General features: G+C 67.3%; 20 protein-coding genes. 8 read left to right on the top strand and 12 right to left on the bottom strand.

Going from position 1 to position 26,057, the window contains the following annotated elements; translation table 11 throughout:
• Positions 1-20: 20 nt before the first annotated feature.
• The 5 genes from ACGLYG10_RS14140 to trxA all read left to right on the top strand — a co-directional run bounded on the left by ACGLYG10_RS14140 (position 21) and on the right by trxA (position 7,959).
• Positions 21-530, top strand: a complete 510-nt coding sequence (locus ACGLYG10_RS14140; RefSeq protein ID WP_073333394.1) for an NUDIX hydrolase — start codon at positions 21-23, stop codon at positions 528-530.
• Entirely contained in the window at positions 527-2,800 is a 2,274-nt protein-coding gene (locus ACGLYG10_RS14145; RefSeq protein ID WP_083565948.1) for a DUF6049 family protein, read from the top strand. Before ACGLYG10_RS14140 ends, ACGLYG10_RS14145 begins: the two co-directional genes overlap by 4 nt.
• Positions 2,797-6,513, top strand: coding sequence for a murein biosynthesis integral membrane protein MurJ (locus ACGLYG10_RS14150; protein ID WP_073333397.1), 3,717 nt, complete (start codon positions 2,797-2,799; stop codon positions 6,511-6,513). Before ACGLYG10_RS14145 ends, ACGLYG10_RS14150 begins: the two co-directional genes overlap by 4 nt.
• Before the next feature lie 116 nt (positions 6,514-6,629).
• Complete coding sequence (gene trxB, locus ACGLYG10_RS14155) at positions 6,630-7,556, top strand: thioredoxin-disulfide reductase (RefSeq protein ID WP_073333400.1); 927 nt, start codon at positions 6,630-6,632, stop codon at positions 7,554-7,556.
• 76 nt (positions 7,557-7,632) lie between these two features.
• The gene (gene trxA / locus ACGLYG10_RS14160; RefSeq protein ID WP_073333402.1) at positions 7,633-7,959 is read left to right on the top strand and encodes a thioredoxin; all 327 of its coding nucleotides are present in this window, start codon (positions 7,633-7,635) and stop codon (positions 7,957-7,959) included.
• 597 nt (positions 7,960-8,556) lie between these two features.
• On the opposite strand, the gene ACGLYG10_RS14165 is transcribed toward trxA, so the two are convergent.
• From ACGLYG10_RS14165 to ACGLYG10_RS14195, 7 genes are all read right to left on the bottom strand, one after another.
• Positions 8,557-9,210 (bottom strand): DUF6301 family protein, encoded by a 654-nt coding sequence (locus tag ACGLYG10_RS14165; protein WP_244542696.1) that lies wholly within the window; start codon positions 9,208-9,210, stop codon positions 8,557-8,559.
• Positions 9,211-9,245: 35 nt separating this feature from the next.
• Positions 9,246-9,818 carry an SMI1/KNR4 family protein gene (locus ACGLYG10_RS14170; RefSeq protein ID WP_083565950.1) on the bottom strand — a complete coding sequence of 191 codons (573 nt, stop codon included), beginning with the start codon at positions 9,816-9,818 and terminating at the stop codon, positions 9,246-9,248.
• Between the two features lie 467 nt (positions 9,819-10,285).
• Entirely contained in the window at positions 10,286-10,690 is a 405-nt protein-coding gene (locus ACGLYG10_RS16075) for a hypothetical protein (protein ID WP_139241007.1), read from the bottom strand.
• A gap of 245 nt (positions 10,691-10,935) precedes the next feature.
• Positions 10,936-11,487, bottom strand: a complete 552-nt coding sequence (locus ACGLYG10_RS16080; RefSeq protein WP_139241008.1) for a hypothetical protein — start codon at positions 11,485-11,487, stop codon at positions 10,936-10,938.
• Between the two features lie 801 nt (positions 11,488-12,288).
• Positions 12,289-12,924 (bottom strand): DUF6301 family protein, encoded by a 636-nt coding sequence (locus ACGLYG10_RS14185; RefSeq protein WP_244542697.1) that lies wholly within the window; start codon positions 12,922-12,924, stop codon positions 12,289-12,291.
• A 155-nt stretch (positions 12,925-13,079) separates the two neighbouring features.
• Positions 13,080-15,770: a hypothetical protein gene (locus ACGLYG10_RS16085; RefSeq protein WP_170866530.1), complete on the bottom strand. Its 2,691-nt coding sequence runs from the start codon at positions 15,768-15,770 to the stop codon at positions 13,080-13,082.
• Positions 15,771-16,037: 267 nt separating this feature from the next.
• Positions 16,038-16,349 (bottom strand): type VII secretion target, encoded by a 312-nt coding sequence (locus tag ACGLYG10_RS14195; protein WP_073333415.1) that lies wholly within the window; start codon positions 16,347-16,349, stop codon positions 16,038-16,040.
• 333 nt (positions 16,350-16,682) lie between these two features.
• Between ACGLYG10_RS14195 and thrC the strand changes: the two genes are divergently transcribed.
• From thrC to ACGLYG10_RS14210, 3 genes are all read left to right on the top strand, one after another.
• The gene (gene thrC / locus ACGLYG10_RS14200) at positions 16,683-18,173 is read left to right on the top strand and encodes a threonine synthase (protein WP_073333417.1); all 1,491 of its coding nucleotides are present in this window, start codon (positions 16,683-16,685) and stop codon (positions 18,171-18,173) included.
• Between the two features lie 332 nt (positions 18,174-18,505).
• The gene (locus ACGLYG10_RS14205) at positions 18,506-19,813 is read left to right on the top strand and encodes an aminotransferase-like domain-containing protein (protein WP_073333420.1); all 1,308 of its coding nucleotides are present in this window, start codon (positions 18,506-18,508) and stop codon (positions 19,811-19,813) included.
• A 65-nt stretch (positions 19,814-19,878) separates the two neighbouring features.
• Complete coding sequence (locus ACGLYG10_RS14210; RefSeq protein WP_073333423.1) at positions 19,879-20,847, top strand: D-alanine--D-alanine ligase family protein; 969 nt, start codon at positions 19,879-19,881, stop codon at positions 20,845-20,847.
• 225 nt (positions 20,848-21,072) lie between these two features.
• Here the strand turns inward: ACGLYG10_RS14210 and ACGLYG10_RS14215 are convergent, their stop codons facing one another.
• From ACGLYG10_RS14215 to yidC, 5 genes are all read right to left on the bottom strand, one after another.
• The gene (locus ACGLYG10_RS14215; RefSeq protein ID WP_073333425.1) at positions 21,073-22,368 is read right to left on the bottom strand and encodes a ParB/RepB/Spo0J family partition protein; all 1,296 of its coding nucleotides are present in this window, start codon (positions 22,366-22,368) and stop codon (positions 21,073-21,075) included.
• Between the two features lie 2 nt (positions 22,369-22,370).
• Entirely contained in the window at positions 22,371-23,282 is a 912-nt protein-coding gene (locus ACGLYG10_RS14220) for a ParA family protein (RefSeq protein WP_073333428.1), read from the bottom strand.
• 76 nt (positions 23,283-23,358) lie between these two features.
• Complete coding sequence (gene rsmG / locus ACGLYG10_RS14225) at positions 23,359-24,027, bottom strand: 16S rRNA (guanine(527)-N(7))-methyltransferase RsmG (protein WP_073333431.1); 669 nt, start codon at positions 24,025-24,027, stop codon at positions 23,359-23,361.
• 4 nt (positions 24,028-24,031) lie between these two features.
• A complete protein-coding gene (locus ACGLYG10_RS14230; RefSeq protein ID WP_073333433.1) occupies positions 24,032-24,652 on the bottom strand; it encodes a Jag family protein in 621 nt (206 codons plus the stop codon).
• Between the two features lie 51 nt (positions 24,653-24,703).
• Positions 24,704-25,891, bottom strand: a complete 1,188-nt coding sequence (gene yidC, locus ACGLYG10_RS14235; RefSeq protein WP_073333436.1) for a membrane protein insertase YidC — start codon at positions 25,889-25,891, stop codon at positions 24,704-24,706.
• Positions 25,892-26,057 lie beyond the last annotated feature (166 nt).

Consider the following 26,057-nt stretch of genomic DNA (forward strand, 5'->3'; position numbering starts at 1 on the left):
GAACCGCCTAGAGTGTCCCCATGTCCTCCCACCGCTCTCGTATGCCCCGCGCCGGTACCCGGCCGCGGCGCACGGCCGCACGCTCGCTGCCGGTGGTCGACGAGACAAGCGCCGGCGGACTGATCATCGACGTGCAGGACGGTCGGGCCGTGACCGCTGTGATTGCGCGGCGCAACCGGGGCGGCCGGTTGGAATGGTGCCTACCCAAGGGGCATCTGGAGGGCAACGAGACCGCCGAGCAGGCGGCCGTGCGGGAGATCGCGGAGGAGACCGGCATCACCGGCCGGGTGTTGCGGCACTTGGCCACCGTTGACTACTGGTTCGCCGGTGAGGATCACCGTGTGCACAAGGTCGTCCACCATTTCCTGCTGGAGGCGCTCGGCGGCAGCCTCACCACCGAGAACGATCCCGACCATGAGGCGGAGGACGTCGAGTGGGTGACCCTGGACGACGTCGCCCGCCGCCTGGCCTACCCCAATGAGCGTCGGATCGTCGCCGCCGCCAGGGAGATCCTGGTGGGTGACGGGTGAGCTCCGCCATGCCGCGCCGCTCGGGGGTCGCCCGCGCCGCCCGGCGAGCGCTGACGGTGCTGGCCGCGGTGCTCGTGCTGGTGGGCGCGCTGCCCCTATCCCCGGCGCGCGCCAACGCAGGCACCGCCGGCCCGGCCGCCCGCGACGTCCTGCCCGGGGCGGTTGCCACCACCGTGCTCCCAGCCGACACCGACGACGAGTCCGCCGGACGGGTAACCCTGGCCGTCACCAGCCTGGCGCCGCAGGTGTTGGGCACCGGCGAGGACGTCACGCTGACGGGCACGATTACCAACGGCACCGACCAGACGCTTTCCGGCGCCACGCTGGTGGCGCAGATGCAGTCGCGCACCGAAATGACTACGAACGGCCTGGCCTCCTGGCTCGCCGACGAGCAGGACACGCCGCTGGCGACCATCGCCCTGGAGGCCCTCACGGATGACGTGGCACCCGGCGCGGCGGTGGACTTCCGGCTCACCATCAGCGCCGACAACCTGCCGCTGCGCAACACCGAGCAGTGGGGCCCGCGCGGCATACAGGTGGCACTGACCCAGGGTTACACCACGCTCACGCAGGACCGCACCATCGTCCTGTGGAACCCGGGCGTACAGGTAAGCCCCACGCGGGTGACCGCCTTCGTCCCGGTCACGGCCTCGCCGGCCGAACTGCTGGCACTGACCTCCCCCGCCCCGGGCTCGCTCCCCGACCACGCCGGCCCCCCGACGCCGACCGCGAGCGCTACCGCTTCCGCCACCGACTCCGGCGCCGACTATGCCGAGACACTCGCGGCGCTGCATGAGCGGGTGCTGGGCCTGCTGGAGCTCGCCGACGACGGCGTGGTGCTCGCCGTGGACCCGGCCCTGCTCGCCGTCCTCGGCGTGGAATCGACCGCGCCCACCAGCGCCGCCGCCACCGGCTCACCCACCCCGTCGGCCGCCGGCGACGGCGGCCCATCCGAGACGGCCGACGCCACCGACCTCAAGCAGGCGCTCGCCGACGCGGTCGCTGCCGGCGACGTGGTCGCCCTGCCCTGGGGCGACGCCGACCTGACCGCCCTGGCACACCTGGGCGAGACGGATCTGCTCGCCTCGGCCCTGCAACGCAGCGCCGACAGTGCGGCGGCGCAGGCCGGTGCCGACACTTCCGTCGCCTGGGCGGCCGGCGCACTGGATGCGACCACGCTCGCGGCTCTGCCCGACTCGGTGACCACTGTCGTCGCCGCCCCCGGTGACGCGCCCGTGGCCGTGAACCTGACCTACACGCCGTCGGGCACCATGACCCTGGATGGGCGCACGGTGCTCATCCCGGATGCGGGAATGTCGGCGGCGATCGGCGGCAGCCTGCTCACCGACGAGGGGGACGCGCAGCTGTCCGACCTCGACGCCGTCCAGCTGCTGCGCGGCCAGACCGCCATCGTCACCCGGCAGGCGCCGGCCGTCAGCCGCGACATGGTGGTGGTTGTCCCCCGTGAGGCGGCCGCCGAGCTGGACCCGCAGGTGCTGGCCCAGCGCCTTACCGCCCTGACCAATTCCACCTGGACGCAACCGCAGGGCCTGCACGCGCTGCTGGAATCGGCTGCCGACTCCGCTCAGTCCGGGGCGGAGGTGGCCCGCGTGCCGCTGCCGGATTCGGCCAGCGGACAGGGCGAGGTGACCGCGATGACCCTGTCGGCGGCACGGGCGGCGGAGGACCACCTGGATTCGGTCGCCTCGATCCTGGACGACCCCGAACGGGCCCTGGGCATGTCCACCGACGTGGTCGCCCTGGCCGCGTCGGCGTCCTGGCGGGCCGACGAGTCCGCCTGCACGACCATGATCGCCCAGTCCCGTGCCCGCGGGGAGGCGGTCTCCGACGCCCTGGCGGCAGCGCCGTCGAGCACCATCAACCTGATCTCCTCCTCCGCGGACCTGCCGGTGCGCATCGTGTCCACCCTGGACCAAGACGTGACCGTCGAGGTGCACCTGGAGTCCAGTTCCACCCGCCTGCAGACCGATGAGGACGTCACCGTCACCGTGCCGGCGGGCGGGCAGGTGACGGCGAGCGTACCGGTGACCGCCGTCGGCTCCGGCGACGTCGACCTGACCATCCAGCTGCGCGCGCAGGACGGCACGAATGTCGGCACGCCCTCCACGGTGCACCTGCGCGTGCGTGCCGACTGGGAGAATGTGGGCACGCGCGTACTCGGCGGGATCCTGGTGATCCTGTTGGTCGCCGGGATTATCCGTACCGTGCGCCGGGGGCGCCGCACCGCCACACCCAGGGAGCGTAGATGAAGCAGGACGGGGCCCAGTCCCAGACCGCCGGCCCGGCCACGAAGCAGCCCTCCCGGACGGGTAAGCCGGCGCCGTCCATCGCCCGCTCCAGCGCCGTGATGGCGGCGGGTACGCTCACCTCCCGCATCCTCGGCCTGGTGCGCAACGCCCTGCTGGTCACCGCCCTGGGTGCCACCGCCTCGGGTGCGGCCGACGCCTTCAACACCGCCAACACCGTGCCGACCCAGTTGTACAACCTGCTGATCGGCGGGATCCTCAACGCAATCCTGGTGCCGCAGATCGTGCGGGCGCTGCGCCAGCGCAACGGCGAGGAGCTGGTCAACCGGCTGCTGACGGCCGCCTCCATGGTGATCGCGGCCGTCTCCGCGCTGCTGACGGTCGCCGCACCACTGGTGATCATGCTGTACGCATCCGGCCTGGGGCGCTGGCAGCCGCTCGCCTTCGCCTTCGCCTTCTGGTGCATGCCGCAGATCTTCTTCTACGGCCTGTACGCCCTGTGGGGGCAGGTGCTCAACGCCCGCTCCAGCTTCGGGCCGTACATGTGGTCACCGGTGCTGAACAACGTCATCTCCATCGCCTCGATCCTGGCCTACCTGCATATCTACGGCGGCTACACCTCCGGGCAGGACCCGGGCATCTGGGACGCGGGCCGTATCGCCCTGATCGGGGCGACGACGACGCTGGGCATCGCCGCGCAGGCACTGATCCTGTACATCCCGCTGGTCCGCTCCGGCTTCCACCCCAAGCTCATCTTCGGCGTGCGCGGCATGGGCCTGGGCAACATGTCCAAGGTGGCGCTGTGGGCGCTGCTGGGCACGGCCATCGTCTCCTTGGGTGACCTGGCCGCCACCAACCTGGGTTCACGGGCGGTCACGGCCGCCGAGTCGTCCGCCTACGCGGACGTGATCGTCCCGTCGACGACCATGTACGCCAACGCCCAGCTGGTGTACATGCTGCCGCAGTCCCTGATCACCACCTCGATCATCACCGCCCTGTTCACCCGCATGAGTGAGAAGGCCGCCGCCGGGGACCGCGCAGGCGTGCGCGACGACCTGTCCCTGGGGCTGCGCTCGATCGCGGTGTTCACGGTGCTGTTCGCCGCGGGTATCGGCACCTTGGCCGCCCCGGCGCTGCAGGTGTTCGTCCCCTCCCTCTCAACGGAGCAGGCCCACGCCTCCGCCCCGATCCTGACGGTGCTGGCCGCCGGCATCGTGGGGCAGGGCGTGTGGTTCACCATGCAGCGGGTCATGCTCGCCTACGCGGACACCAAGCGGCTGCTGATCGCCGACACGGTGGTGGGCTTGATCCCGGTCCTGATCTGCCTGATGGCCTACCTGCTGGCCCCCGCCAACCACTGGATGGTGTGGGCGGCGGTGGGCTCGGCCACCTGCCAGATCGCCGGATTCCTGGTGCTGGTGCCACTGATCCGCCGCCACCTGCCGGACCTGGACGGGCCGCGAGTGGTGGGGACCTACGTGCGACTGATCGTGGCGGCACTGCCCGCGATCCTCGTCGGACTGGGGGTGCGCCGCCTGCTGGGCTCGGCCGACGGCTCCCTGACCGGAACCCGGCAGGTGGATGCCCTGGTGACCGTGCTGATAGTCGCCGCCGTCATGACCCTGGTGTACCTGGCCGTGGCCAAGCTGCTGCGGGTGCAGGAACTGGACGTGTTCTTCGGCCCGCTCTCGCGGATCGTGGCGAAGATCGGCCGGATGCTGCCCGGGCCGGTGGGCCGGGCGGTGGTGCGCATGGGCCGCGCCCTGGCGCCACCGCCGCCACTGGCCGCGCACGCGCCGGTGGAACCGACCCCGGTCCTGCCGCCGTCGTTCCCGCCCGCACCCAGGCCGGCACCGGCGGCCTCACATATCGGTTTCGCCCCGGCCGCGGTGTGGCCCGCAGATCCGGCTAGACTCGCCTTTAACACGCAGGCACTACCAGTCGTGGGAGGCGACCTCATGGCGGACGCAACGCCGATCGGCTCCGGCCGGTATGAGCTGCTGTCCACCATGCCGGCCACGCTGCCGCGCATTGTGCGGCACCTGGGCCGGGACACGATCCTGGACCGCCCGGTCACGGTACTCATGCTCACCGACGCCACCCCGCACCGCCGGGAGGTGCTGGAAGTGGCCACCCGCGCCGTGCTGGTCGATGACACCCGGATTCAGCGCGTCTACGACGTCGAGGCGGCCACCCCGTCGTTTATTGTCACCGAGCCGATGACGGGCCGGACCTTCTCCGCGCTGGTCAACTCCGGGTTGCGGGCCGACCAGGTGCGCGCCATCGTGGGTGAGGCCGCCCAGGCCCTGGACGCCTGCTCGCGCCGCGGCCTGCACCACCTGAACCTGTCGCCGGAGTCGGTGCGGGTGCGGCCCGACGGCACCGTGCAGGTTTCCGGCATCGGCGTGGAAGCGGCGGTGCTGGGGCTGGAGGCGGGCACGCAGGCCGACCCGCTCGCGGGCGACCGCGCCGACGCCCGCGCCCTGGTCGAATTGCTGTACTTCGGACTGACCCGGCGCTGGCCGGGCAAACGCGCCGGCCTGCCCGCCGCCCCCATGGCCGGCGGCGCTCCCGTACCCCCCTCCCAGATCGCGCGCACGCCCGACGACGTCGATGCCGCCCTGGACCGGCTGGTGGCCCGCACCTGGCGCGACGCGGACAGTGCACCCACCTCAGCCGCCGAGGTCGCGGGTGCCCTGGCCCCCTGGGACCCCGGCTCGCTTGCTGAGCTCGCCGCCCCGGCCGCACCCGGTCCGGCTCCCGAACCGCCAGCAGAAACGGAGTCGGCGGCGTCGGGGTCGGCCGGCGCACTGACCGGTATGGCCGGCGGGGTGCTGGCGCGGCTACGGCGTCGGTCCAGTGCCCGCCCGGCGGCTCCCATGGATGAACCCACGCCGGCCCCAACCGCAAGCGAGCAGGCCACCACCCCGCCGGAGCGTCGGCCGGCCGTGCGGGTAGACCCAGCGCCGGCACCGTCCTCCGAGACCGCGGCGCCACCGCGTCAGGAGGAGTACTTGGAGGCCCTGGACTTCGCCGCGCAGGAGCCGGAAGCGGAGTACAAGGAGGACGCGCAGGAGCGGGCGGTCAACCGGACCACCACCGCCGTGCTAGTCGCCGTCGTACTGGCGGTGCTGGTTGGCGTGGCCCTAGCCGTGAACAACCTGCTCGGACTGGCCGGCGTGAAGTTCCAGGACGACAACATCCCGGCCGCCAAGACCGTGCCCACCGCCTCGGAGTCCGCCGTACCCGAGCCGGCGCCGGAGCCGGAGGAGGAGCAGGCCGAGCCCAGTGCGCCAATCACACCCGCCTCCGCTCAGTCCCTTGACCCCTTCGGGAACAACAACGAGCACCCGGAGAACGCCTACCTGGTCATAGACGGCAACACCGACCAGGCCTGGTCCTCACGCTTCTACCTGGAATCGACTCCAGCCGGCAAGCCGGGCATCGGCATGGCGGTGACACTGGAGCAGGAGGCCGAGATCTCCGGCATTGACGTGCAGGGCACCGGCAGCGGCGGGAATGTGCAGGTGCGCGCCACCAGCGCCGATGACCCCACCGGGGGGACGCTGCTGGCCGAGGGTGCGTTCACCGAGGGCACGACCTCCTTCGAGTTCGATCCCACCACCACCGGGTCCGTGGTGCTCTGGGTGACCAACCTGCCCACCGCCGCGGACGGGCAGTTCAAACTCACCATCTCGGAGATCACCCTCAAGTAGCCGGCCCCGCCGGAACAAAGCGCCCCGCGCCCCGGTTCATCGGGCATCGGGCGGGCGCTTCCCGCAAACGCGGCGGCGCCCGGCACATACGAGAAAGACGCAGAATCAGGAGAGTCATGGTCCACGACGTCGTCATTGTCGGCTCCGGCCCCGGAGGTTACACCGCGGCGATCTACGCCGCCCGCGCCCAGCTGCACCCGATCGTCCTCGCCGGCTCCGTCACCGCCGGCGGCGCCCTGATGGACACCACCGAGGTGGAGAACTACCCCGGGTTCCGTGACGGCGTCATGGGCCCGGACCTCATGACGCAGATGCAGGAGCAGGCCGAGCGCTTTGGCGCCGATATCCGCTACGAGGACGTGATCGCTCTCGACCTGACCGGCGACATCAAGCGCATCACCACCGACGACGCCGTCTACGAGGCGCGCACCGTGATCCTGTCCACCGGCTCGGAGTACCGCAAGCTGGGTCTGGCCGACGAGGAGCGCCTGTCCGGGCACGGGGTGTCCTACTGCGCCACCTGCGACGGCTTCTTCTTCAAGGACCGGCCGATCGTGGTGGTCGGCGGCGGCGACTCCGCCATGGAGGAGGCGCTGTTCCTGACCCGCTTCGGCTCCTCGGTGACCGTGGTGCACCGGCGCGACCAGCTGCGCGCGAGTGCGGTCATGGCTCAGCGCGCCCGCGAGAACGAGAAGATCGACTTCGCCTGGAACTCCCGGGTGGTCGGCCTGAACGGTGCCGACGGCCTGGAGTCGGTGACCCTGGAGGACACCGTCACCGGCGAGCGCCGCGACCTCCCGGCCGCGGGCCTGTTCGTGGCCATCGGGCAGATCCCGCGCTCGGAGTTGGTCAAGGGCGTGCTGGAGCTGGATGACGCCGGCTACATCAAGGTCGACTCTCCCTCCCAGCGCACCAACATCCCCGGCGTGTTCGCCTGCGGCGACGTCGCCGACCCGGAGTACCAGCAGGCGGTAACCGCCGCCGGTTCTGGGTGCCGGGCGGCCCTGGACGCGGAGGCCTACCTGGCCGACCTGGATTCCTGAGCCGGCGACGCATCCACGCAACTTCATCCATACAAACTCATACTTGTTCAGACTCATTGTTAACTAGGAGTGACCCATGTCTGACACCCACGCCGTCACCGACGCCACCTTCGAGGCAGAGGTCATGCAGTCCGATGTCCCGGTCGTAATCGACTTCTGGGCCGAGTGGTGCGGTCCCTGCCGGCAGATGGCCCCGGTGGTGGATGAGGTCGCGGCCGAGCTGGGCGAGCGGGCCAAGTTCGTCAAGCTGGACGTGGACGCCAACCCGGCCACCACCCGATCCTTCGGCGTGCGCTCCATCCCGACCTTCGCCGTCGTCTCGGGCGGCGAGGTGGTCCACCAGTTCGCCGGCTCCCGCCCGAAGGCCTCCTTCAAGGCGCAGTTGGAGAAGGTCATCGCCTGACCGGGGGACTTGGCGCGCCGTGCCCGGTTAGCGGGCTGTGGGGCGCCGCGCAAGAATGTCGCAGATCGGCACAAACGCCGGGATCAATCGCCAGACCTTACGGCACAGCCGCGTGATTCCAACGATCGTCGGCGGGCCCTTTGGGCCCGCCGACGCGTTTGTGCCGATCCCGGACATTCCTCAGCACCGGGTGGACATCCACGCTCGCCGACACGAGCCTCCGACGCACGAGGCTTGAACTCAGCTGATGGGGACGTCCTCCAGCAGAATCAGCTCGTCGGCGTCATGCCCGCACAAGCCTCCCGCAACTCAGGCTAATGAAACAGTACCAACAACCCTCAGCCCGCAACGACCGCGCCGGGCTCTTCAGTTCGGAGGAGATCGCCTCTCTCGTCTGGGCGAGGCAGCTCAGCTCCGTGCGGCTCCAATTGAGCAGCGCAGGTTCATGGACGGCACCTACTTTTGCAGACGACGCTTCCCCTGCCGAGACCACTGTCTCCACGGCCACCAATGACCCGGGTCAAGTCAGAGACATCCTCCCCGACATTGGTTCCAGCCCCATACCGGAGAACACCGACGCCGGACGGCTGTCTCTGATCACTTGTTGGTGCGGGGCCGTGGCGGGGGCTCGGTGGGGAACTCAGCCTCCTGCGCGAGATAGCGTCGTTCGGCCTCGGCCGCACGATTAGCAGCAGGCGAATTGACGGTGGCGCTGAGGACTCGCCCGACGGTACCGAGTCGCAGCGATGCTCCACTTGGTAGGGTCCAGGTGGTGGACTCCTGGGGGCCGTTACGCCCCTGAAAGTGCTTAGTAGTGCCGGTACCGTACAAGCCGGTCAGCACTTCGACGTACTGGGCGTACGCCCGGCGCACCAGCACAGCCGCCTCCGGCGGCGCACTGGCCTTAGGAATACGCGAAGCCAACCCCATGCGGAAGGAGTCCATCTGACCTTCGCCAATGATGAAAGACGCATCTTTCCCGCCCAGGTCATGACCGGTAGTAAACATGGTCTCCATGGTCGGGGAAGACTGCCAGCCAAGACGGTCACGCAACTCCAAACCCTCCCGGACACTCATGGGCCACTCGTGCTCCAACCACAGCCGGATCACCGGCACACCCACCTCAGGCGGAACCACCCGAAACACCCCACCACCAGGCAAAGACAACTCAAACACCGGAACCGCCCCGGCCGGAGCGCCGGTCCCCGGGGGTGCACCGGTACCGTCCTGCCCGCCGCTAGTACTGCTCATGCCCGCTTCCTCCCCGAGTCGCTCGCCACGTCGACTCACGCCTCTGGCGCTTGGGCGTTGGCATGTGGCTCATCATCCTCGAAGCGCGGCGGCCGATATCCCTTCTCGCCGGGCATTAGTCTTGGTGGCAGACCGTTCTCCTGACGGAGTTCGCGCGCATCACTCTTGTTGTATTCTAGCATGGCCATGTAGAAGTCATGGAAGTTATCGTACCGGTCAATCACCTGACCGTCGGCGTACCAGACGACTTTACCCTCGCTGGTGGTGCCGGGCTTACCCATGAGAAAAACAGTGTCTTCGAGTTCAGATGCGGCGACCAGGAAGTGCTCTTCGGCTATCACACCGTCCATGGCCATCGCCGCCACACACTCCGGAAGATTCAAAGGTATACGGGCACTGTCGTACAAGGGGCCTCCGACAAGGTCCTGGGTGGAGAATATTGTAACGTTCTGGGTGAAGTTGGGCCAGCCGTCGGCCGCAAGCAGGAAGCTGCGGTAGGACTCGGGCAGCCGGAACCCGAGCTGCCTCTCGGCCTGGACGACCTCATCCTCGCTGGCCCGCACCTTCGGCAGGGAATACTCCCACAGGTGCTTCACGTCGGCCTCCATACACTCCTGATTAATAAGCCACCCCAAACCAATGTACTCAGGCCAACCGACTTGCGGCTTGCCAGCGACGCTTGATTCAGACACGAATTATTCCCCTCACCGAATCTGAACTCAGTGAGCTCATACCCAATAGGATACCATCTCGAATGACCGCCCAGACTGCCGTTTACGCGTTTTATCATTGCTTGCCACTTGTGAGGGACCGGATCGGCAGTCCACGTGGTGTCCGGAACATGCCCACGACCTTACCTGTACACAGTTAGGGATGGAGCGCTCGCTCCGCCCTGGCAGCCTTAACCTCGGAGCGGCTCAGGCTACCTTCAGTTGACACGCGTCCCGTTTCGTACAATCCGGCGGCTTCAAACAACAGCTACTACACCCTTACATCGGAAGAGCCAGAAATAGTCGTTATTTGGGGCATCGACGCGGGTGGCTCGGATTCGTGCCTGGACTGTGTGGTTTGTGTGTCACTTGAAGTAGTCGGGATACTCTGCGTATGGGTCATGTTCCTTGTGGTCTACCCAATTGGAGAGAATCTCTTCGGCGGTGATTCCGGGAACAAGAACAACGTGTCCGGCAAAAGAATCATCGATATACCATAGGACTAACTCTGGGTTTGGGTGCAGCGATCGTATCCACGCGGCAATATCTGCGGCCACGCCGTCCTCTGCGTCCGTAGACAATGTCTGATTGTCAGGATAGTGAATCACGTTAAACGGAACGCCGCCGGCTGGACGTACGTTCACTGAGGCATCCGACGTCCTGTCTTCAGAATCGAACCGAAATACGCGACAGTTGGGCCATTTTTCTTGGGCGTGACTCAGGAAGTCTTCTGCGTCAAACATATACTGGGTCGAGGTGACGGTTGTCACCAAGTGATTCCCTCCCATTTGACGCTCCTAGTTGGATGCGCTGTTGAACTCTGCGTATTTTGGCTCAGCATATCATGAGATGAATTGAACTTCAAACGGAACGCCGTCTCCAAGGATTACTTGAATGCGCTGAGTCAAGCATTCCTGAGCCTTCCGCGTCTTGGTTACAACTACAAGTCTATCGACGGGATTGCATTGGGATTGAATTACCTCGCCGTACCGCCTGATCTCGTCATCGAACTGTCTCATGTGATTTTTTCCTGGATGAAGGGTGGGCGACCCCCTTCGTACATGGAATTTGAGCCTCCCGCTGTGTGCTTGGCATCGTATGCGGTGTATGCGGTTCCATCGGGTTTCACGGCGTCCGCAACTACTGTGTCCCCGTGGTCGGCTACGAGTACGCGTTCAACATCGGTACCCAGAACGCGATGCTGGTATGTGACAGCGTCTGTGTTAGGTGGTCGTTGTAGGGTGTCGCAATCATCGAACCATTTGTCGCGTGTATCTTGGTCGGACCAGTCTGGAGCATCATCGGAGCCGTCCACGCCTTTGTTCGCGTCGTGGTCGTGACCGGGTTCGTGTTGACCGTCCTTGTCGGCAGCGTCATCCTTCGCGCGCTCGTTGCCGGTGTCCCCGTCGTTGCTCTTGTGGGTGGCGTCGGCGTCGCCGCCGGGCGCATCCTCGTGGCCGCTGGCGTCCGGATCGGGTGCGTCGTCGGCCTTGCGGTGTGGGGCTGTGCTGTCAACTGCTGTGGTAGCCGAGCGCGAGTGGTCTTCTGAGTCCCTGCGAGCAAGCACGGACTCAGGCTCGAGCTCCCGGCCCCTGGATTGCTTGGGGTCCGGCGACTCCGGATCCCGGGGGTGCTCGTCGGGAGTCTGTTTGCCGTGCTCATCTGGTTGATGCTGATGTGGGTTGTGGTCGGCAGGCCGGTTGCTGCCCGGGTCGCCGTCGGCATCGGCCTGGCCGCGGGGCTCTGCATCGGTGTCGGAGTCGTTGGGGTTGGTGGGCTCAGGGTCGCCGTCATAGCTGGTCTTGCCGTCACCGGTGTCGCTGGTGCGTTGGGCGTCGGGCTGGTCAATCTCGGGGGCGGGGTCGGAGCGCGGGTTGTTGGCGTCCGGGGCGTCTGCGGCGGGACTGCTGGTGCGCGAGGAGTGCGGGCCGGCGCCGTCACCCGTGGGGGTGGACTGCTCCGAACGTCCGGGCCGGGCGGTGTCCTGGCCAGATTCGGAGGGCCGGCCGGAGCCATCACGGCTGCCGGCGTCGTTGGTGGTTTGCTGGTCGGCATCGGCCCGGCCACCACGTCCACCGGCGTCCTGGTCGGCCTCCGGACTGGACCCGTCGCGAGCACTGCCGTCAGGACGATCAGCATCGCCCGGGCGGGCTTAGCGTCCGGGGCCTCGGTGGTCTCGTGCGCCGGTCGGGAGACGTCCGCACCGGCGCCGTCACCGGCATGGGTGCCGGTCGTGGAGCCAGCATCGCGGGCCTCGTCCACGGCACCAGCACTGTCGGCCCGGCTGCCCCCGGCGCCAGAGCCGCTGCCTGCACGCGGGGAACCGGTGGCATACCGGAGGACGCGAACGCCAGGTGGTTGTATCGCGTCACTTGTTGGTGCGGGGCCGTGGCGGGGGCTCGGTGGGGAACTCAGCCTCTTCCTCGAGGTAGCGTCGTTCGGCCTCGGCCGCACGATTAGCAGCAGGCGAATTGACGGTGGCGCTGAGGACTCGCCCGACGGTACCGAGTCGCAGCGATGCTCCACTTGGTAGGGTCCAGGTGGTGGACTCCTGGGGGCCGTTACGCCCCTGAAAGTGCTTAGTAGTGCCGGTACCGTACAAGCCGGTCAGCACTTCGACGTACTGGGCGTACGCCCGGCGCACCAGCACAGCCGCCTCCGGCGGCGCACTGGCCTTAGGAATACGCGAAGCCAACCCCATGTGAAAGGAATTCACCTGACCCTTAAGATCGATGAAGTATGCATCTTTCCCGCCCAAGTCATGACCGGTAGTAAACATCATCTCGTCTGTTGGTGACGACTGCCAGCCAAGACGGTCACGCAACTCCAAACCCTCCCGGACACTCATGGGCCACTTATGCTCCAACCACAGCCGGATCACCGGCACACCCACCTCAGGCGGAACCACCCGAAACACCCCACCACCAGGCAAAGACAACTCAAACACCGGAACCGCCCCAGCAGGGCCGCCGGTCCCGGCCTGTCCGCCGCTGGCACTGCTCATACCTGCTTCCTCCCTGAATCACTCGGACTGCCCAGTCGGCAAGGCTGTGACCCTTTAGACTACTAAGTATTTTAGGCTGCGCTGTCCGCAATGTCTACTGTATCGGCCGTTGAAGACTTTGCGTAACGCTCAATGCTCGCGGCTAGGACCGTCATTCAGTCGAGCGCGTCGATCATCTCCTGTAGAGTGTCGCGAACCTTGTGGCCGTTTGGCCCGTCTCCGACCAGGTCGAAGAGGACGTCCTGCACGTGCGGCTCCCCGTGTGCTGTGCGAGTGGAAATAGTTCGGAAGCATAGACTGGTCTTCCCGCTCTTGATCGCTTCCCACACGTCTTTATGGTCATGGAAGTACTGGGCGTAGCGCGGGTCGGTGATAAGGTGATCGCGCGCGTACTCTGGTGTGCCCTGAGGAAAGTCTCCTTCGAACGTGGTGTGCACAGGCGTCTTGCTCAACCTGGCGGTAACGCCCTTGTACTCCAGCTCGTAGAAGGTCTTGCCGTCACCGCTCAACGCGGCGCCATCGGAGTAGCCCCCCGGTGGCGTGTGGCCATTGTTCTCGTTACGCCACGCATCCAGCACCGGAGCGCCATGCGTATCCGAGTAGTGCTGCCCACCGACCTCACCAATCGCCGCGGAAGTCTCAGAGACATTCTGCCTGGCGGCGGTCAAGTCGGTTGAGATCTTTTGCAGCTTCTTGATCTCTTCCGGGTCGTATCCGTCGGCCAAAAGACTATCAACAGTATCGTCTCGGTTTTTGATGTTGAAAGCCTTTCGTTCCAGGCCGTCGGGCATTGAATCGTCCAATTGCCCCAGCAACTCGTCGCGCTGACTAACGAATCCTTCACGGTCCTCGAACAACTCAGGAACACTCTTCTGATACCTGTCATCAACGTCGCCGTCAGCACCGTCTGCCCCGTCTACATCGGCGTGATCGTCAACGTTGTGGTCGTCATCGCCCTCGTGTTGGCTGTCGTGATCGGCGGTGTTGTCCTTTGCGTGGTCGTTGCTGGTGTCCCCGTCGTTGCTCTTATGGGTAGTGTCGGTGTCGCTGCTGGGCGCGTCCTTGTGACCGCCGCTGGCCGGGTCGGGTGCGTCGTCGGCCTTGCCGTGTGGGGCTGTACTGTCAGCTGCCGCGGTACTCGAATGAGAGCTGTTGCCTTCTGGGTCCATGTGAGCAGACACGGACTCGGGCTCGGCCTCATGGCCACTGGGGCGCTCGGAGGAGCCCGGCGAGTCGGTGTCCCGGGGTCGCTCGTCGGGAGCCTGTTTGCCGTGCTCATCGGGTTGATGCTGCTCCGAGTTGTGGTCGGCAGGCCGGTTGCTGCCCGGGTCGCCGTCAGCACCGGACCGGCCGCGGGGCTTGGCATCAGCGTCAGAGCCGTTGCGACTGGCGGGCTCAGGCTCGCCAGCGTCGGCCCGGCTGCCCCCGGCACCAGAGCCGCCGCCACCGGCTCGGCCGGTGGTCGCGTCGGGGGTGCTGGTGTGAGCGCCCTCCGAGCCACTGCTGCCCGCACGCTGGGTGTCAGCGCCTGAACCGACATCGGCGTGCGCGGTGCCGTGGGCCGATGGAGAGGTACTGGTGTCGCCATGTATCGGGTTAATGCCGTGGTAGCTGTTGTTCCCGGCAGAGGATGCAGCATCGCTGTAAGTGCTTGGAGTCCCGGCCCCGCCAGCACTGCCGGGGGAGCCCGACGAGGACCCACCAGCACCAACACCACCGCCTCCGGCAGCACCATCGGGCGAGGACGGAGCCGACGCCTGACCCGTACCGCCCGACGAACTCGCGGCGCCGTGGGCCGGGGGAGCTTCGGCGCTCATGTCCCCACGAGTGGGGTGAATGCCATGGAACAGAGCATCGGAACCACCACCAGCGGACGAGCCGCCGCTGGCAGTACCGCCCGCCGCGCCAACACCACCGGCGGTACCGCCGGAACCGGAGCCCGCGTGGGCGCCGCCACCCGCTGTGGTCGATCCGGTACCGCTGGAAGCCGATGACCGGCCACCAGCGGCGTCCGCACCACCGGGACCGCCCACAGACCCGGCGGTGTCACCAGCAGGCGCAGGCGTACTGGTGGTGCTGCCGCCTAGGCTGTCGAGGTTGTTGGCGCTGCGCGCGGCGCGTGCGGCGCCCGCGTGGGCGGGGGCCTTGGGGGAGCCGGGCAGGTGGTTCTTGATGCCACGGCCGATTCCCCGGCCCGTGGCCTCAGCCAGGTTGGAGGGGGCCAGCTTCTTCAGCTTCTTGAGCTTGCCCACCATGCCGGTAAGACCCGGCGGCACCCGGTTCAGCAGCCGCGACAGGGCTGAGATGGAGGTGACCAGGTCCTTGATCTTCCCGGACAGCCTGGTCACCCGTGTAGCAATCCACGAGTAGGTCTGATAGGCAACCAGCGGGGTCAGCAGCCCCAGCGAGAAGAACTCCTCCGCCGCCGCCTGAATCAGCATGCCGAAGGCCTCGGTGATCGTGTCACGCACCATGTCATGGACGAACTGCACGATCGCGGCGGCGATCTGAAGACCCTTGGCAATCCCCGACGCCGCCCCAGAGGCACCGTCCAGGCCATCGGACAACTCCTTGGCCCGCGACCGCCACGCAGCGGCCGCCAACCCGGCCTGACCCGCCATGTCCGCGGTCACATAGTTGCGCACATCCTGCGCATGAGTAGCAAGCGCCTCGGAGATGTTCGTCCAGGTCTGCGCCCCCGCCATCACCGCATCGGCATCACCGGTCAGCTGCTCCAGCATCTCATCCAATGGATGAATATGCTCGATCAACCACCCCAGACCTGCACTGACCGCAGCCGCAATCGGGTTAAATACCGTGAACACCACATCCCCGGCCAAGGCCACACCCGCCAGGGAGCCGTACACCCACGACCCATTACCGATCGCCTCACTCAGATCTGACAGATCCTCACCAATACCCGTACCCGCCCAAAACGACGTCGAATCCTGCCGCTCAGCCACCAGCGGATTAGCGGTAGTCACCAGGAACCTCCAGGGAAACAAATCATAAGCAACAGTTAACAGAATCGCGGCGGACAGGCCTATAACCCGTCAGTCCCGCGGCAGACACCCACCCGCCGAACACACACCACAACCAGCCGCACCCAGCCCTCAGTAAGACGGGTAGGTGTTGTTGGCGCCGGTAGCCGCCTGGGAGTCGGTCTCCTCGAAGTCGGTGGCTGTGTCCTTCAAGTCCTGCACGTCCTGCTCGAGCAGATCCCCGATATCAGACAGACTCGAATCGAACTGAGTCTTCGCGCTCTCATACGACGACGCGAACAACGGCGTACACAACATCCCGAACGGCTCACCCGCCAACGCCGCGTCAGATGCAGACTCCACCGTGTCCAGTCCGTCGCCTACCGAGGCGACGTGCCCGGCGTGGGTGCGCCACACCTCCGGGGAGATCTCCAGGTCAGCCATCACCAACCACCCCTGAAGCCACGCCCGTCATCGCCCTGCCGGAAGCTTCCTAACGAACCGGTCGGGTCGATCAGGCCCGCACCCCGCGGGGCGGTCCCAGGCCGCCGGCCCGACTGCGCCGCAGCGTCATTGATCTCGTCGTCCACCGAAGCTCCTCATCATGCGTGTTACCGAAATGGAACATACCAAACCCGCAACGCCACTTACCAGGCATACGGATGGGATCTTCACCATGTCCTCCCCGCTTCGGGATATGCCGCATTGCCTAGCGACCCAAAGGCACTCGTCGCATAGGATGGGGCCGCTTCAGCACGGCGCACGGGAGGGCGGCACATGCACCGCACGCAGGACACGAGTTTCATCTCCACCCGGGGCGGCATGGCGCCCACCGGATTCCTTGACGTGCTCCTGTCCGGATTGGCTCCCGACGGCGGCCTCGCCGTCCCCGCAGAGGTCCCGCGGGTATCCGCCGCCACTCTGGAGGCCTGGCGTTCGCTGAGCTACCCAGAGCTAGCTGCGGAGGTCATCGGCCTGTACGCCACCGACATCCCGGCCGCCGATCTGCGGGCGCTGACCGCGGCCGCCTACGGTCCGGAGCATTTTCCGGATCCGGTGGTGCCGCTGCGCCCGCTCGACGCCGTCGCTCCCGGGCTCGCCCTCGTGGGACTGTCCGAGGGGCCGACCATGGCGTTCAAGGACCTGGCCATGCAGTTCCTCGGGCAGGCGATCCCGTACCAGCTGGCCCGCGAGGGACGCGTGCTCAACATCCTCGGTGCCACCAGTGGGGACACCGGCTCGGCCGCCGAGCACGCATTCCGTGGCCGCGACGGCGTCAGTGTCTTCATGCTGTCCCCGCAGGGGCGCATGAGCGATGTGCAGCGCGCGCAGATGTACTCGCTCGCCGACGCGAACATTCACAACATCGCCGTCGATGGGGTCTTTGACGACTGCCAGAACCTGGTCAAGGCGATCAACGGCGACGCCGCCTTCAAGGTCGAATACGCCATAGGCGCGGTCAACTCCATCAACTTCGGGCGCATCGCCGCCCAGGTCGTCTACTACGTGTGGGCCTGGCTGCGCGCCTCCGACGGCGTCGCGGAGGGCCTCGCCGGGGCGGCAGCGGGCGCCGGGGTTGGCGAGCCGACCGGCGAGCGCATCTTCGGCGTGGACGTCGCGGTGCCCAGCGGCAACTTCGGCAACATCTACGCCGGTCATCTCGCCCGCACCATGGGGGTGCCGATCCGCCGGTTGATCCTGGCCACGAATGAGAACAACGTGCTGGATGAGTTCTTCTCCACCGGCGTCTATCGGCCCCGCTCGAGTGCACAGACCCTGGCCACCTCCAGTCCGTCCATGGACATCTCCAAGGCCTCCAACCTCGAGCGCTTCATCTGGACTCTGCTCGGTGCCGAGGAGTTCCACTCCCGCTGGCCCGAGCTGGAGCGTACCGGGGTGCTGGACCTCTCCGATCAGCTGGCACGGATGCGCGATGAGTTCGGCTTCGTCTCCGGCACCTCGACTCATGCCGACCGGCTCGCCGCGATCCGGCGCGTACACGAGGCCACCGCTGCACCCATCGACCCGCACACCGCCGACGGCGTGACCGTGGCCCTGCGGTTGATGGAACCGGAAGTTCCGACCCTCGTGCTGGAGACCGCCCGGCCGGAGAAGTTCCCGGAGACCGTTGCCGAGGCGCTCGGCGCCCCGCAGCCCGTGCCCGAGGCGATTCAGTGTCTTCTCGACGCCGAGCAGCACGTGGTGAGCATCCCCTGCGACGAGTCGCGGCTGCGGGCGCTCATTGCCGCCGACGCGCTGCGATCCTGAATGCCGAGAACCGCCGCCACAACCGGGTGAGCATGTTTCACGTGAAACATCCGGGCCGGGCCCGAAGTGTTTCACGTGAAACACTCGTGTCGACGGTCCATGTTTCACGTGAAACATCGCTGCACATACTCCATGTGCGGCATGCACCGACCGTAGCGGGTTCAGGCGGCCCTCGTAATCGAGGCACGGCGGGCCACGCCAGCGAAGAACTCGCTCACTGTCATCGCCCGAGCACTCCCGTCTGGTGATGTTTCACGTGAAACATCACCGTCAAGCCCAAGCGTGGCAGACTGTTCTCTGACGAAGCACCACCCGCCGGGAGGGATTACCACGTGAACGAGACGAACCCACAACGAGGCAACCGGCTGGACCCCTGGCTCGACTCCTACGCCACGCGGGCGTACGGCCTGCGCGAGTCCGAGACTCGCTCCCTGTTCGCCGTCGCCTCCCGGCCCGAAGTAGTCTCCCTCGCCGGCGGCATGCCCAACCTGAAGGACCTGCCGCTCGACGAGTTGGCCGAGGCGACGGCCCGCATGATCCGCAAGGACGGCGGTCGCGCGCTCCAGTACGGCAACGGACAGGGACTGCCGCGACTGCGCGAGCAGATCCCCGAAGTCATGGCGCTGGAGGGGATCGACGCCGACCCCGAGGACGTCGTCATCACCACCGGCTCCCAGCAGGCGGTGGACATCGTCACCGAGCTGTTCATCGATCCCGGCGACGTGATCCTCACCGAGGCGCCCACCTACGTGGGCTCGTTGTCCATCTTCTCCACCTACCAGGCCGACGTCCAACAGGCGCCTATCGACGCCGACGGCGTCATTCCCGAAGCGCTCGAGCAAACCATAACCGACCTTGAGCGGCAGGGCCGGCACGTCAAGTTCTTCTACTGCCTACCCAACTTCCACAACCCGGCCGGCGTCAGCCTCTCGGAGGAGCGGCGCCCGCAGGTCATCGAGATCTGCCGCCGCCACCACATCCTCATCATCGAGGATAACCCCTACGGACTGCTCGACTTCGAGGGCCGCACGCACACCGCGCTGAAGACCCTGGCGCCCGACGACGTCGTCTACCTCGGATCCTTCTCAAAGATCTTCGCGCCCGGATACCGCGTCGGGTGGGCCGTGGCGCCGCCGGCGGTGCGGGAGAAGATGAAGCTGGCCTCCGAGGCCGCCATCCTGTGTCCGAGCTCGGTGGGCCAGTTCTCGATCTCCAACTACCTGGACAACTTCGACTGGCGCGGTCAGATCCAAGACTTCCGCACCATGTACCGCAGGCGCCGCGACGCCATGGTGGACGCTCTTTCCGAGTTCATGCCCATGTGCACGTGGAACGTGCCCGAAGGCGGCTTCTATGTCTGGGTCGGACTGCCCGAGGGCCTCGACGCCAAGGAGATGCTGCCGCGGGCCGTCACCAACCTCGTCGCCTACGTCTCCGGCACCGCCTTCTACGCGGGCGGCCGCGCCGGCCGCGACCACATGCGTCTGTCCTTCTGCTATCCGGAACCAGTCGATATCCGCGAGGGAGTGCGGCGCCTCTCCGAGGTCGTCACCCACGACCTGGAACTGGTCAACCTGTTCGGACCCGCCTGCCAGCGGCCTTCGGGCGGCGTCTCCGCACCCTCGCCGGACCAGGTCTGAGACCCCATCATCACCCGCACCGACGCATACACACCGAATCGACCTTGAACAACGAGGAGTCGTCCATGTCCGACACCGCCGAATCCAACCCCGACGCGCCGCTGCGCATAGCCGTACTTGCGGGCGGTCTCAGCCACGAACGCGACGTGTCGCTGCGCTCCGGACACCGCGTCGCCAGCGTCCTGAAGCACCTGGGCCACAACGTGTTGGTCATGGACGTGGACGCGCGCACCATCGCCTCCCTGAAGGCGTTCAGCCCCGACGTGGTGTGGCCGCTGGTGCATGGAGGTCACGGCGAGGATGGCGGGTTGCAGAACGTGCTGATCGCCCTCGACCTGCCTTATGTGGGCACGCACTCCGACGGCTGCCAGCGCGCATCCTTCAAGCCGACGGCCAAGGCATCCGTGCGCGCCGCCGGCGTCCTCACGCCGGACTCGGTGACGCTGCCCAAGGCGTACTTCAGCCAGCTCGGAGCGCAGGAGGTGCTCGGCGTCGTCGCCGGTCACCTCGGCCTGCCCGTGGTGGTCAAGCCCAACCAGGGCGGCTCCGGACTCGGCGTCTCCTACGCGGAGAACGCCGACGAGCTGCGCACCGCGATGGTCTCCTGCTTCGCCTACGACGAGCGGGCGCTGATCGAGAGGTACGTGGAAGGCACCGAGCTCGCGGTGTCGGTCGTGGACACGGGCGATGGCCCGCACGCACTGCCCGCGGTCGAGGTGGTCTCCCAGGGCCGCTACGACTTCGACGCCCGCTACAACCCCGGCCGCTCGGAGTACTTCGTCCCGGCCCGCGTCGACGATTCGGTGCAGGCGCGCGCCCAGGAGATGGCCGTAACCGTGCACCGCGCGCTCGGACTCGGCAACCTCTCGCGCACCGATCTGATCGTCGACGCCGAGGGCCAGCCCTGGTTCATCGACGCCAACGTCATCCCCGGCATGACCGAGGTCTCCCTGTTCCCGATGGCCGCGCAGGCCGCCGGCGGCCTGCCGAAGCTGTATGACGACATCGTGCGCCATCCAGCGGTGTGCCCCTGAACGACCGGCGTCCTCGAGCCGAGAGGGCCGCGATGTTTCACGTGAAACATCGCGGCCCTCTCGCCTTCATCTGATAACTGCTTGCGGTCCGGGCCGGGCGCCGCACGCCATCGACTACTCAATCACGCCCACGCGCGTCTCCATGGCGCAGCCGACTCGGTCCAGTTCGAACCACGCGCACGGTCGTCTCAAGGCCAGAGGCCCATCGCCAGACGAGCGACCGTGTCAGCCTTCGTCCAGCGAGGTTCCCGGCGCCAGCGCCTCCACGATCCGCGCCAGATCCTCATCCCCAGCGAACTCGATGGTGATACGGCCCTTCTTGGCGCCCCGGGTGACCTTGACGCGAGTGTCGAAGGCGTCGGAAAGGCGCGTGGACAGGGCAGGCAGGGGGGTGTTGCGCGAGTGCCCCACCGTCTTCGCAGCGGCATGCGCCTCGGCCGGCTCTCCGTACACGGCCACGATCTCCTCGGTGGCGCGCACCGACAGTCCCTCGGCCACCACGCGCTGCGCCACGCGCTCCATGGCGGCGGCGTCGGGCAGGCCCAGCAGCGCGCGCGCATGGCCGGCGGACAGCACCTCCGCAGCCACCCGCCGCTGCACCAGCGGCGGCAGCTTCATCAGCCGCAGGGTGTTGGAGATCTGGGAGCGGGACCGAGCGATCTTCTCGGACAGTTCCGCCTGGGTGCAGTCGAAGTCCTCCAGCAGCTGCTGGTAGGCGGCCGCCTCCTCAAGCGGGTTCAACTGCACCCGGTGCAGGTTCTCCAACAGCGCGTCGCGCAGCAGTTCTTCGTCCGCGGTGTAGCGCACCACCGCCGGAATCGTCTCCATCCCGGCCGCCTTCGCGGCGCGCAGGCGCCGTTCGCCCATCACCAGCTCGTAAGCGGCGTCCTCGGGCGCGTCCGCGTTCTCGGAGCCCGCGGAGCCATCCACCGGCGCGTCCATGCGGCGCACCACGATCGGCTGGAGCAGGCCGACCTCCCTGATGGAGTCGGCGAGCTCCGCAATGTCGTCCTCGTCGAAAACCTGACGCGGCTGACGCCGGTTCGGCACGATCGCTGCGACCGGCAGCTCGGCGAAGGTCGCTCCCGGCACCGGCACCAACTCGATGTCGGCCTCTGCGTCAGCGCCGGCAGCGGATGTTTCACGTGAAACATTTCCGGTGCTCGCCGCGGCCGCCTCGGTCATACCGGCCGATTCCGCCGGGCCCTGCGCGATCCCCGGGGAGCCCGCGGCGTCCACGTCGGTCTTCTTCGCGTCGCCCACAGCGTTCGGGTCAACCGGCGTCCGCGGACGCGTTCCAGCACTGCGCCCGCCCCGCCGGGAGCGCTTGGAGGGGGCCAGCAGGGTGGCGGCGATGTCATCCGCGTGGCGCGCCGTTTCGGGCTCGGTCCCCGCGGCGGCGTCGGCGCCCGGGCCCTCGGGGAAGAAGACGTCGGAGGGGCGGCGGCTGGGATTCTCCACCTGCGCGTCGGGGATGAGTGCCTGCAGCCCGCGTCCCAGGCCGCGCTTCTTCTGAGCCATCGTCATGCCTCCGTGGGTTCGTCCTGCCGAGCCTGCTCAACACCGCGCGCGGCGATCTCCATCGCGAGCTTCTTGTAGGCGACGGCGCCGCTCGAGCGGGGGTCCCAGAATACGACCGGGGACCCGAAGGACGGCGCCTCCGCCACGCGTACAGAACGGGGTATGCGAGTTGTGAGCGTGGCCGCCGGGAAGTAGGTACGTACTTCCGCCTCCACCTCCTTGGCCAACGTGGTGCGCGCGTCAAACATGGTCAGGGCGATCATGGAGACGCTCAGGTCAGGATTGTGAATCTGGGCGATGCGATCCACCGAGCGCGTCAGCAGCGCCAAACCCTCGAGTGCGTAGTACTCGGCCTGCATGGGAATGAGTACCTCCCCGGCGGCCACGAAGGCGTTAATCGTCATAATGCCGAGGCTGGGCGGGCAGTCGATGAGTACGTAATCCATGCGAGGCAGCCCCTGCGCCTCGCGGTCCCGCAGGAACTCCTCCAGCGCGAGCCGCATGCGCGACTCACGCTGCGAAGAGTTGATCAACTCGATCTCCACGGCGGCGACGTCGAGCGTTGAGGGCACGCACCACAGGGTCTCGGCGAAACGCGTGCGCACCGCCACGTCCTGGATGCGGGCGCCCTCAACCAACACGTCGTAGATGGAGGCCTGATCCTCGTCGTGCTCGACCCCGAGCGCCGTCGAGGCGTTGCCCTGCGAGTCCGCGTCCACCACCAGCACCTGCAGCCCTGCCTCGGCCAGTGCGGCCGCGACATTGACCACGGTGGAGGTCTTGCCCACGCCGCCCTTCTGGTTGGCGACGGCGATGATGCGAGTGTGCTCGGGCCGGGGGAATCCGCCCTCGGCGACTTGATCCAGGGCTGAGCGGTCAGCGCGGAGCTGATCGAAGATAGACGATCCTGACAATCTGCTTCTCCTACGGCGTCCGGTTGGCGTACGCCTTTCGGCGCTTCAGTCTACGTGAGCGGCCGCCGCCGATCGGTCAGCGCGAGGCGGGCCGTCGAACCTCAACGACCTTGGTGACCTCTTCACCGGGGGTAACCACCTCGTGGATGACGGCCGGCTCAAGACGCGCCCGCTTGATCACATACTTGGCGTCCGCCACCTCGGCCTCCGCCCGCGCGCCCTTGAGCGCAAGCAGACTGGCACCCGGCCGCAGCAGAGGTGAGGTCAGCCTTACCAACTTTGAGAGGTTCGCCACTGCTCGCGCGGTGACGGCGTCATACTTGGCGCGCAACTCCTCCGCCCGCGCGCGCCGGACGGTGACATTGTCCAGGTCGAGCTGCGCGACGACGTCGTCGAGCCACTGAGTGCGCCGCTCCATGGACTCCACCAGCACCACATCGAGGTCCGGCCGCAGCAGGGCGACGACGATGCCGGGAAAGCCGGCGCCGGAACCGATGTCCGCCACCCTGCCATGGTCGGGCAGGAACGGGACCACGGCGGCGGAGTTGACGATGTGCCTGGTCCACAGGCGCGGCAGCTCGCGCGGCCCCACCAGCCCGCGCAGCTCACCCTCCTCGGCGAGCATGTGGGCGAAGTGTTCGGCCGCGCTGAAGGCGGGGCCGAACATCGCCCGCATCTCCGCGGTCGGCTCCTCCACCACCACTGGCTCGCCGGGCTGCGGGGCGGCGGGGTCGAGCGTCGCCATCGGCTCAGGCCTGCTCGTCGTCGGTCGCCTCGTCGGCGGCGCCCGCATCCGGCGCGCCTTGTTCCACCTCATCCGAGCCGTCGACCTCGTCGACGTCCTCCGGCTCGTCGTCGGGGAGCATGACCACCACGTGCCGGTGCGGCTCGGTGCCCTCGGACTCGGAGAACAGGCCGGCCGCGGCGACGACGTCGTGGCAGACCTTCCGCTCGAAGGGGTTCATGGGCTCCAGCGCCACCGGTTCGCCGGTCGCCTTGACCTTGTTGACCGCCTCGGCGGCAACCTTGGTCAGCTCGGCGCGGCGCGCCGCACGGTAGCCGTTGATGTCCAACATCAGCCGGGAACGATTGCCGGTGCGCGCCTGGACGGCCAGGCGGGTGAGCTCCTGGATCGCCTCCAGGACCTCGCCGTCGCGGCCGACCAGGTCGGCCAACTCGCGCTCGTCGCCCGCCTCGGAGGCGATGATCGCCACCGAGGCCCGACCGTGGTCGACGTCGATGTCGATGTCGCCACCGAGATCGACGATGTCGAGGAACTCCTCCAGGTAGTCGGCGCCGATCTCGCCTTCCTCCTCGAGGTCCTTGACGCTGCTGGCCTGGTGCTTGGGGTGCTGTGCGTGCTCGCTCATGGGACTGTCTGCTTCGCCTCTCGTGGGTGCCCTGCCTCCGGTGATCCGGACTCAGCGGGGCTTGCGCTTGTTGTTCTTCTTGTTCTTACCGGCCTGACCCTTGCGTTTGGCGGCCGCCTGCTTGCGGGCCCGAGCACGCCGCTCGTAGCGGCGCCGGGCGATCTCCTCCTGGGTGAGGCCGACGGCGTTGGTGCGCTGATCGGCGTCGTTGGTGTCCGACTCGGTGTGCTCGGGCGCGGTCTTGTCCAGGTTCGCGGCGGTCGACGCGTTCTGCGGGCGCTTCTTCTGCCGGTCCTTGCGGACGGGCTGGGCCCGCTGCCCGGTGCGGATGGTGCCCTCGGCCTCGGCCTTGGCGCGTTCCTCCTCCTCCAGCGAGGGCAGTCCCTTGCGGGCGCGGCGGGCGTTCTCGCGAGCCCGCATCTTCTTCTCGGCCTCGGAGCCGGGTGCGGGCATCTTGCGGATGGTGAAGAACTGCTGCCCCATGGTCCACAGGTTCGTAGTCACCCAGTACACCAGCACGCCGATCTGAAACTGCACGCCGGTGAAGGCGAAGAAGATCGGCATGATCGTCATCATCATGCGCTGGGAGCGCATGGCCGGGTTGTCGGAGTTCTTGGTCGCCTCCGGCATGTTCTTCATGCTCAGCTGCGCCATCGTGTACCACTGGGTGACGCTCATCAGGATGATCATCACCACGGTCACGATCTTGACCGTGACATCGCTGGAGTTCATGAAGGAGGCCGACAGCGGCGCCCCGAACAGCGTTGAGGCCTGCACCTGCTCGGCCAGGGCGGCGGTGAGCGGACCGATGGAGTCATGGTCCGGGTAGGTGCCGGTGGCGACCGCCTCCAGGTTGGCCAGCACGCGGAACAGCGCGAAGAACACCGGCATCTGGATCAGGATGGGCAGGCAGGAGGCGAAGGGGTTGGTGTTGTGCTTGCGGTACAGCGCCATCATCTCCTCCTGCTGGCGCTGCTGTGAGGCGGGGTCCTTCTTGCCCTTGTACTTCTCCTGCAGTGCCTGCAGCTCGGGCTGCATGAGCTGCATGCCGCGGGATGCGCGAATCTGCCGGACGAACAGCGGCATGATCAGCAGCCGCACGAACATGGTCAGGCCGACGATCGAGATGACCCAGGCGACGCCGGGCCCATCGGAGAATCCGATGAAGACCAGGAATCGGTGGATGGTGACCATGACCCAGGCGACCGCGACCTTGAGGGGCCACAGGATCGTGTCCATTGCACTCCTTGTTTACGAACTTACGACGCTAACGACGCCGACGGCGCCTGATGGGCTGCCGACCGCCCGGGCGCTATCGGAACGGGGCGGGTCGGCGGACTTGCGGTGACTGACGAATCGGTGGGGACGGGGGACTACTAGGCGGTGACACTCGCTGGCAACACGC

The sequence above is a fragment of the Actinomyces glycerinitolerans genome, from assembly GCF_900098745.1.
Lineage (GTDB): Bacteria > Actinomycetota > Actinomycetes > Actinomycetales > Actinomycetaceae > Actinomyces > Actinomyces glycerinitolerans.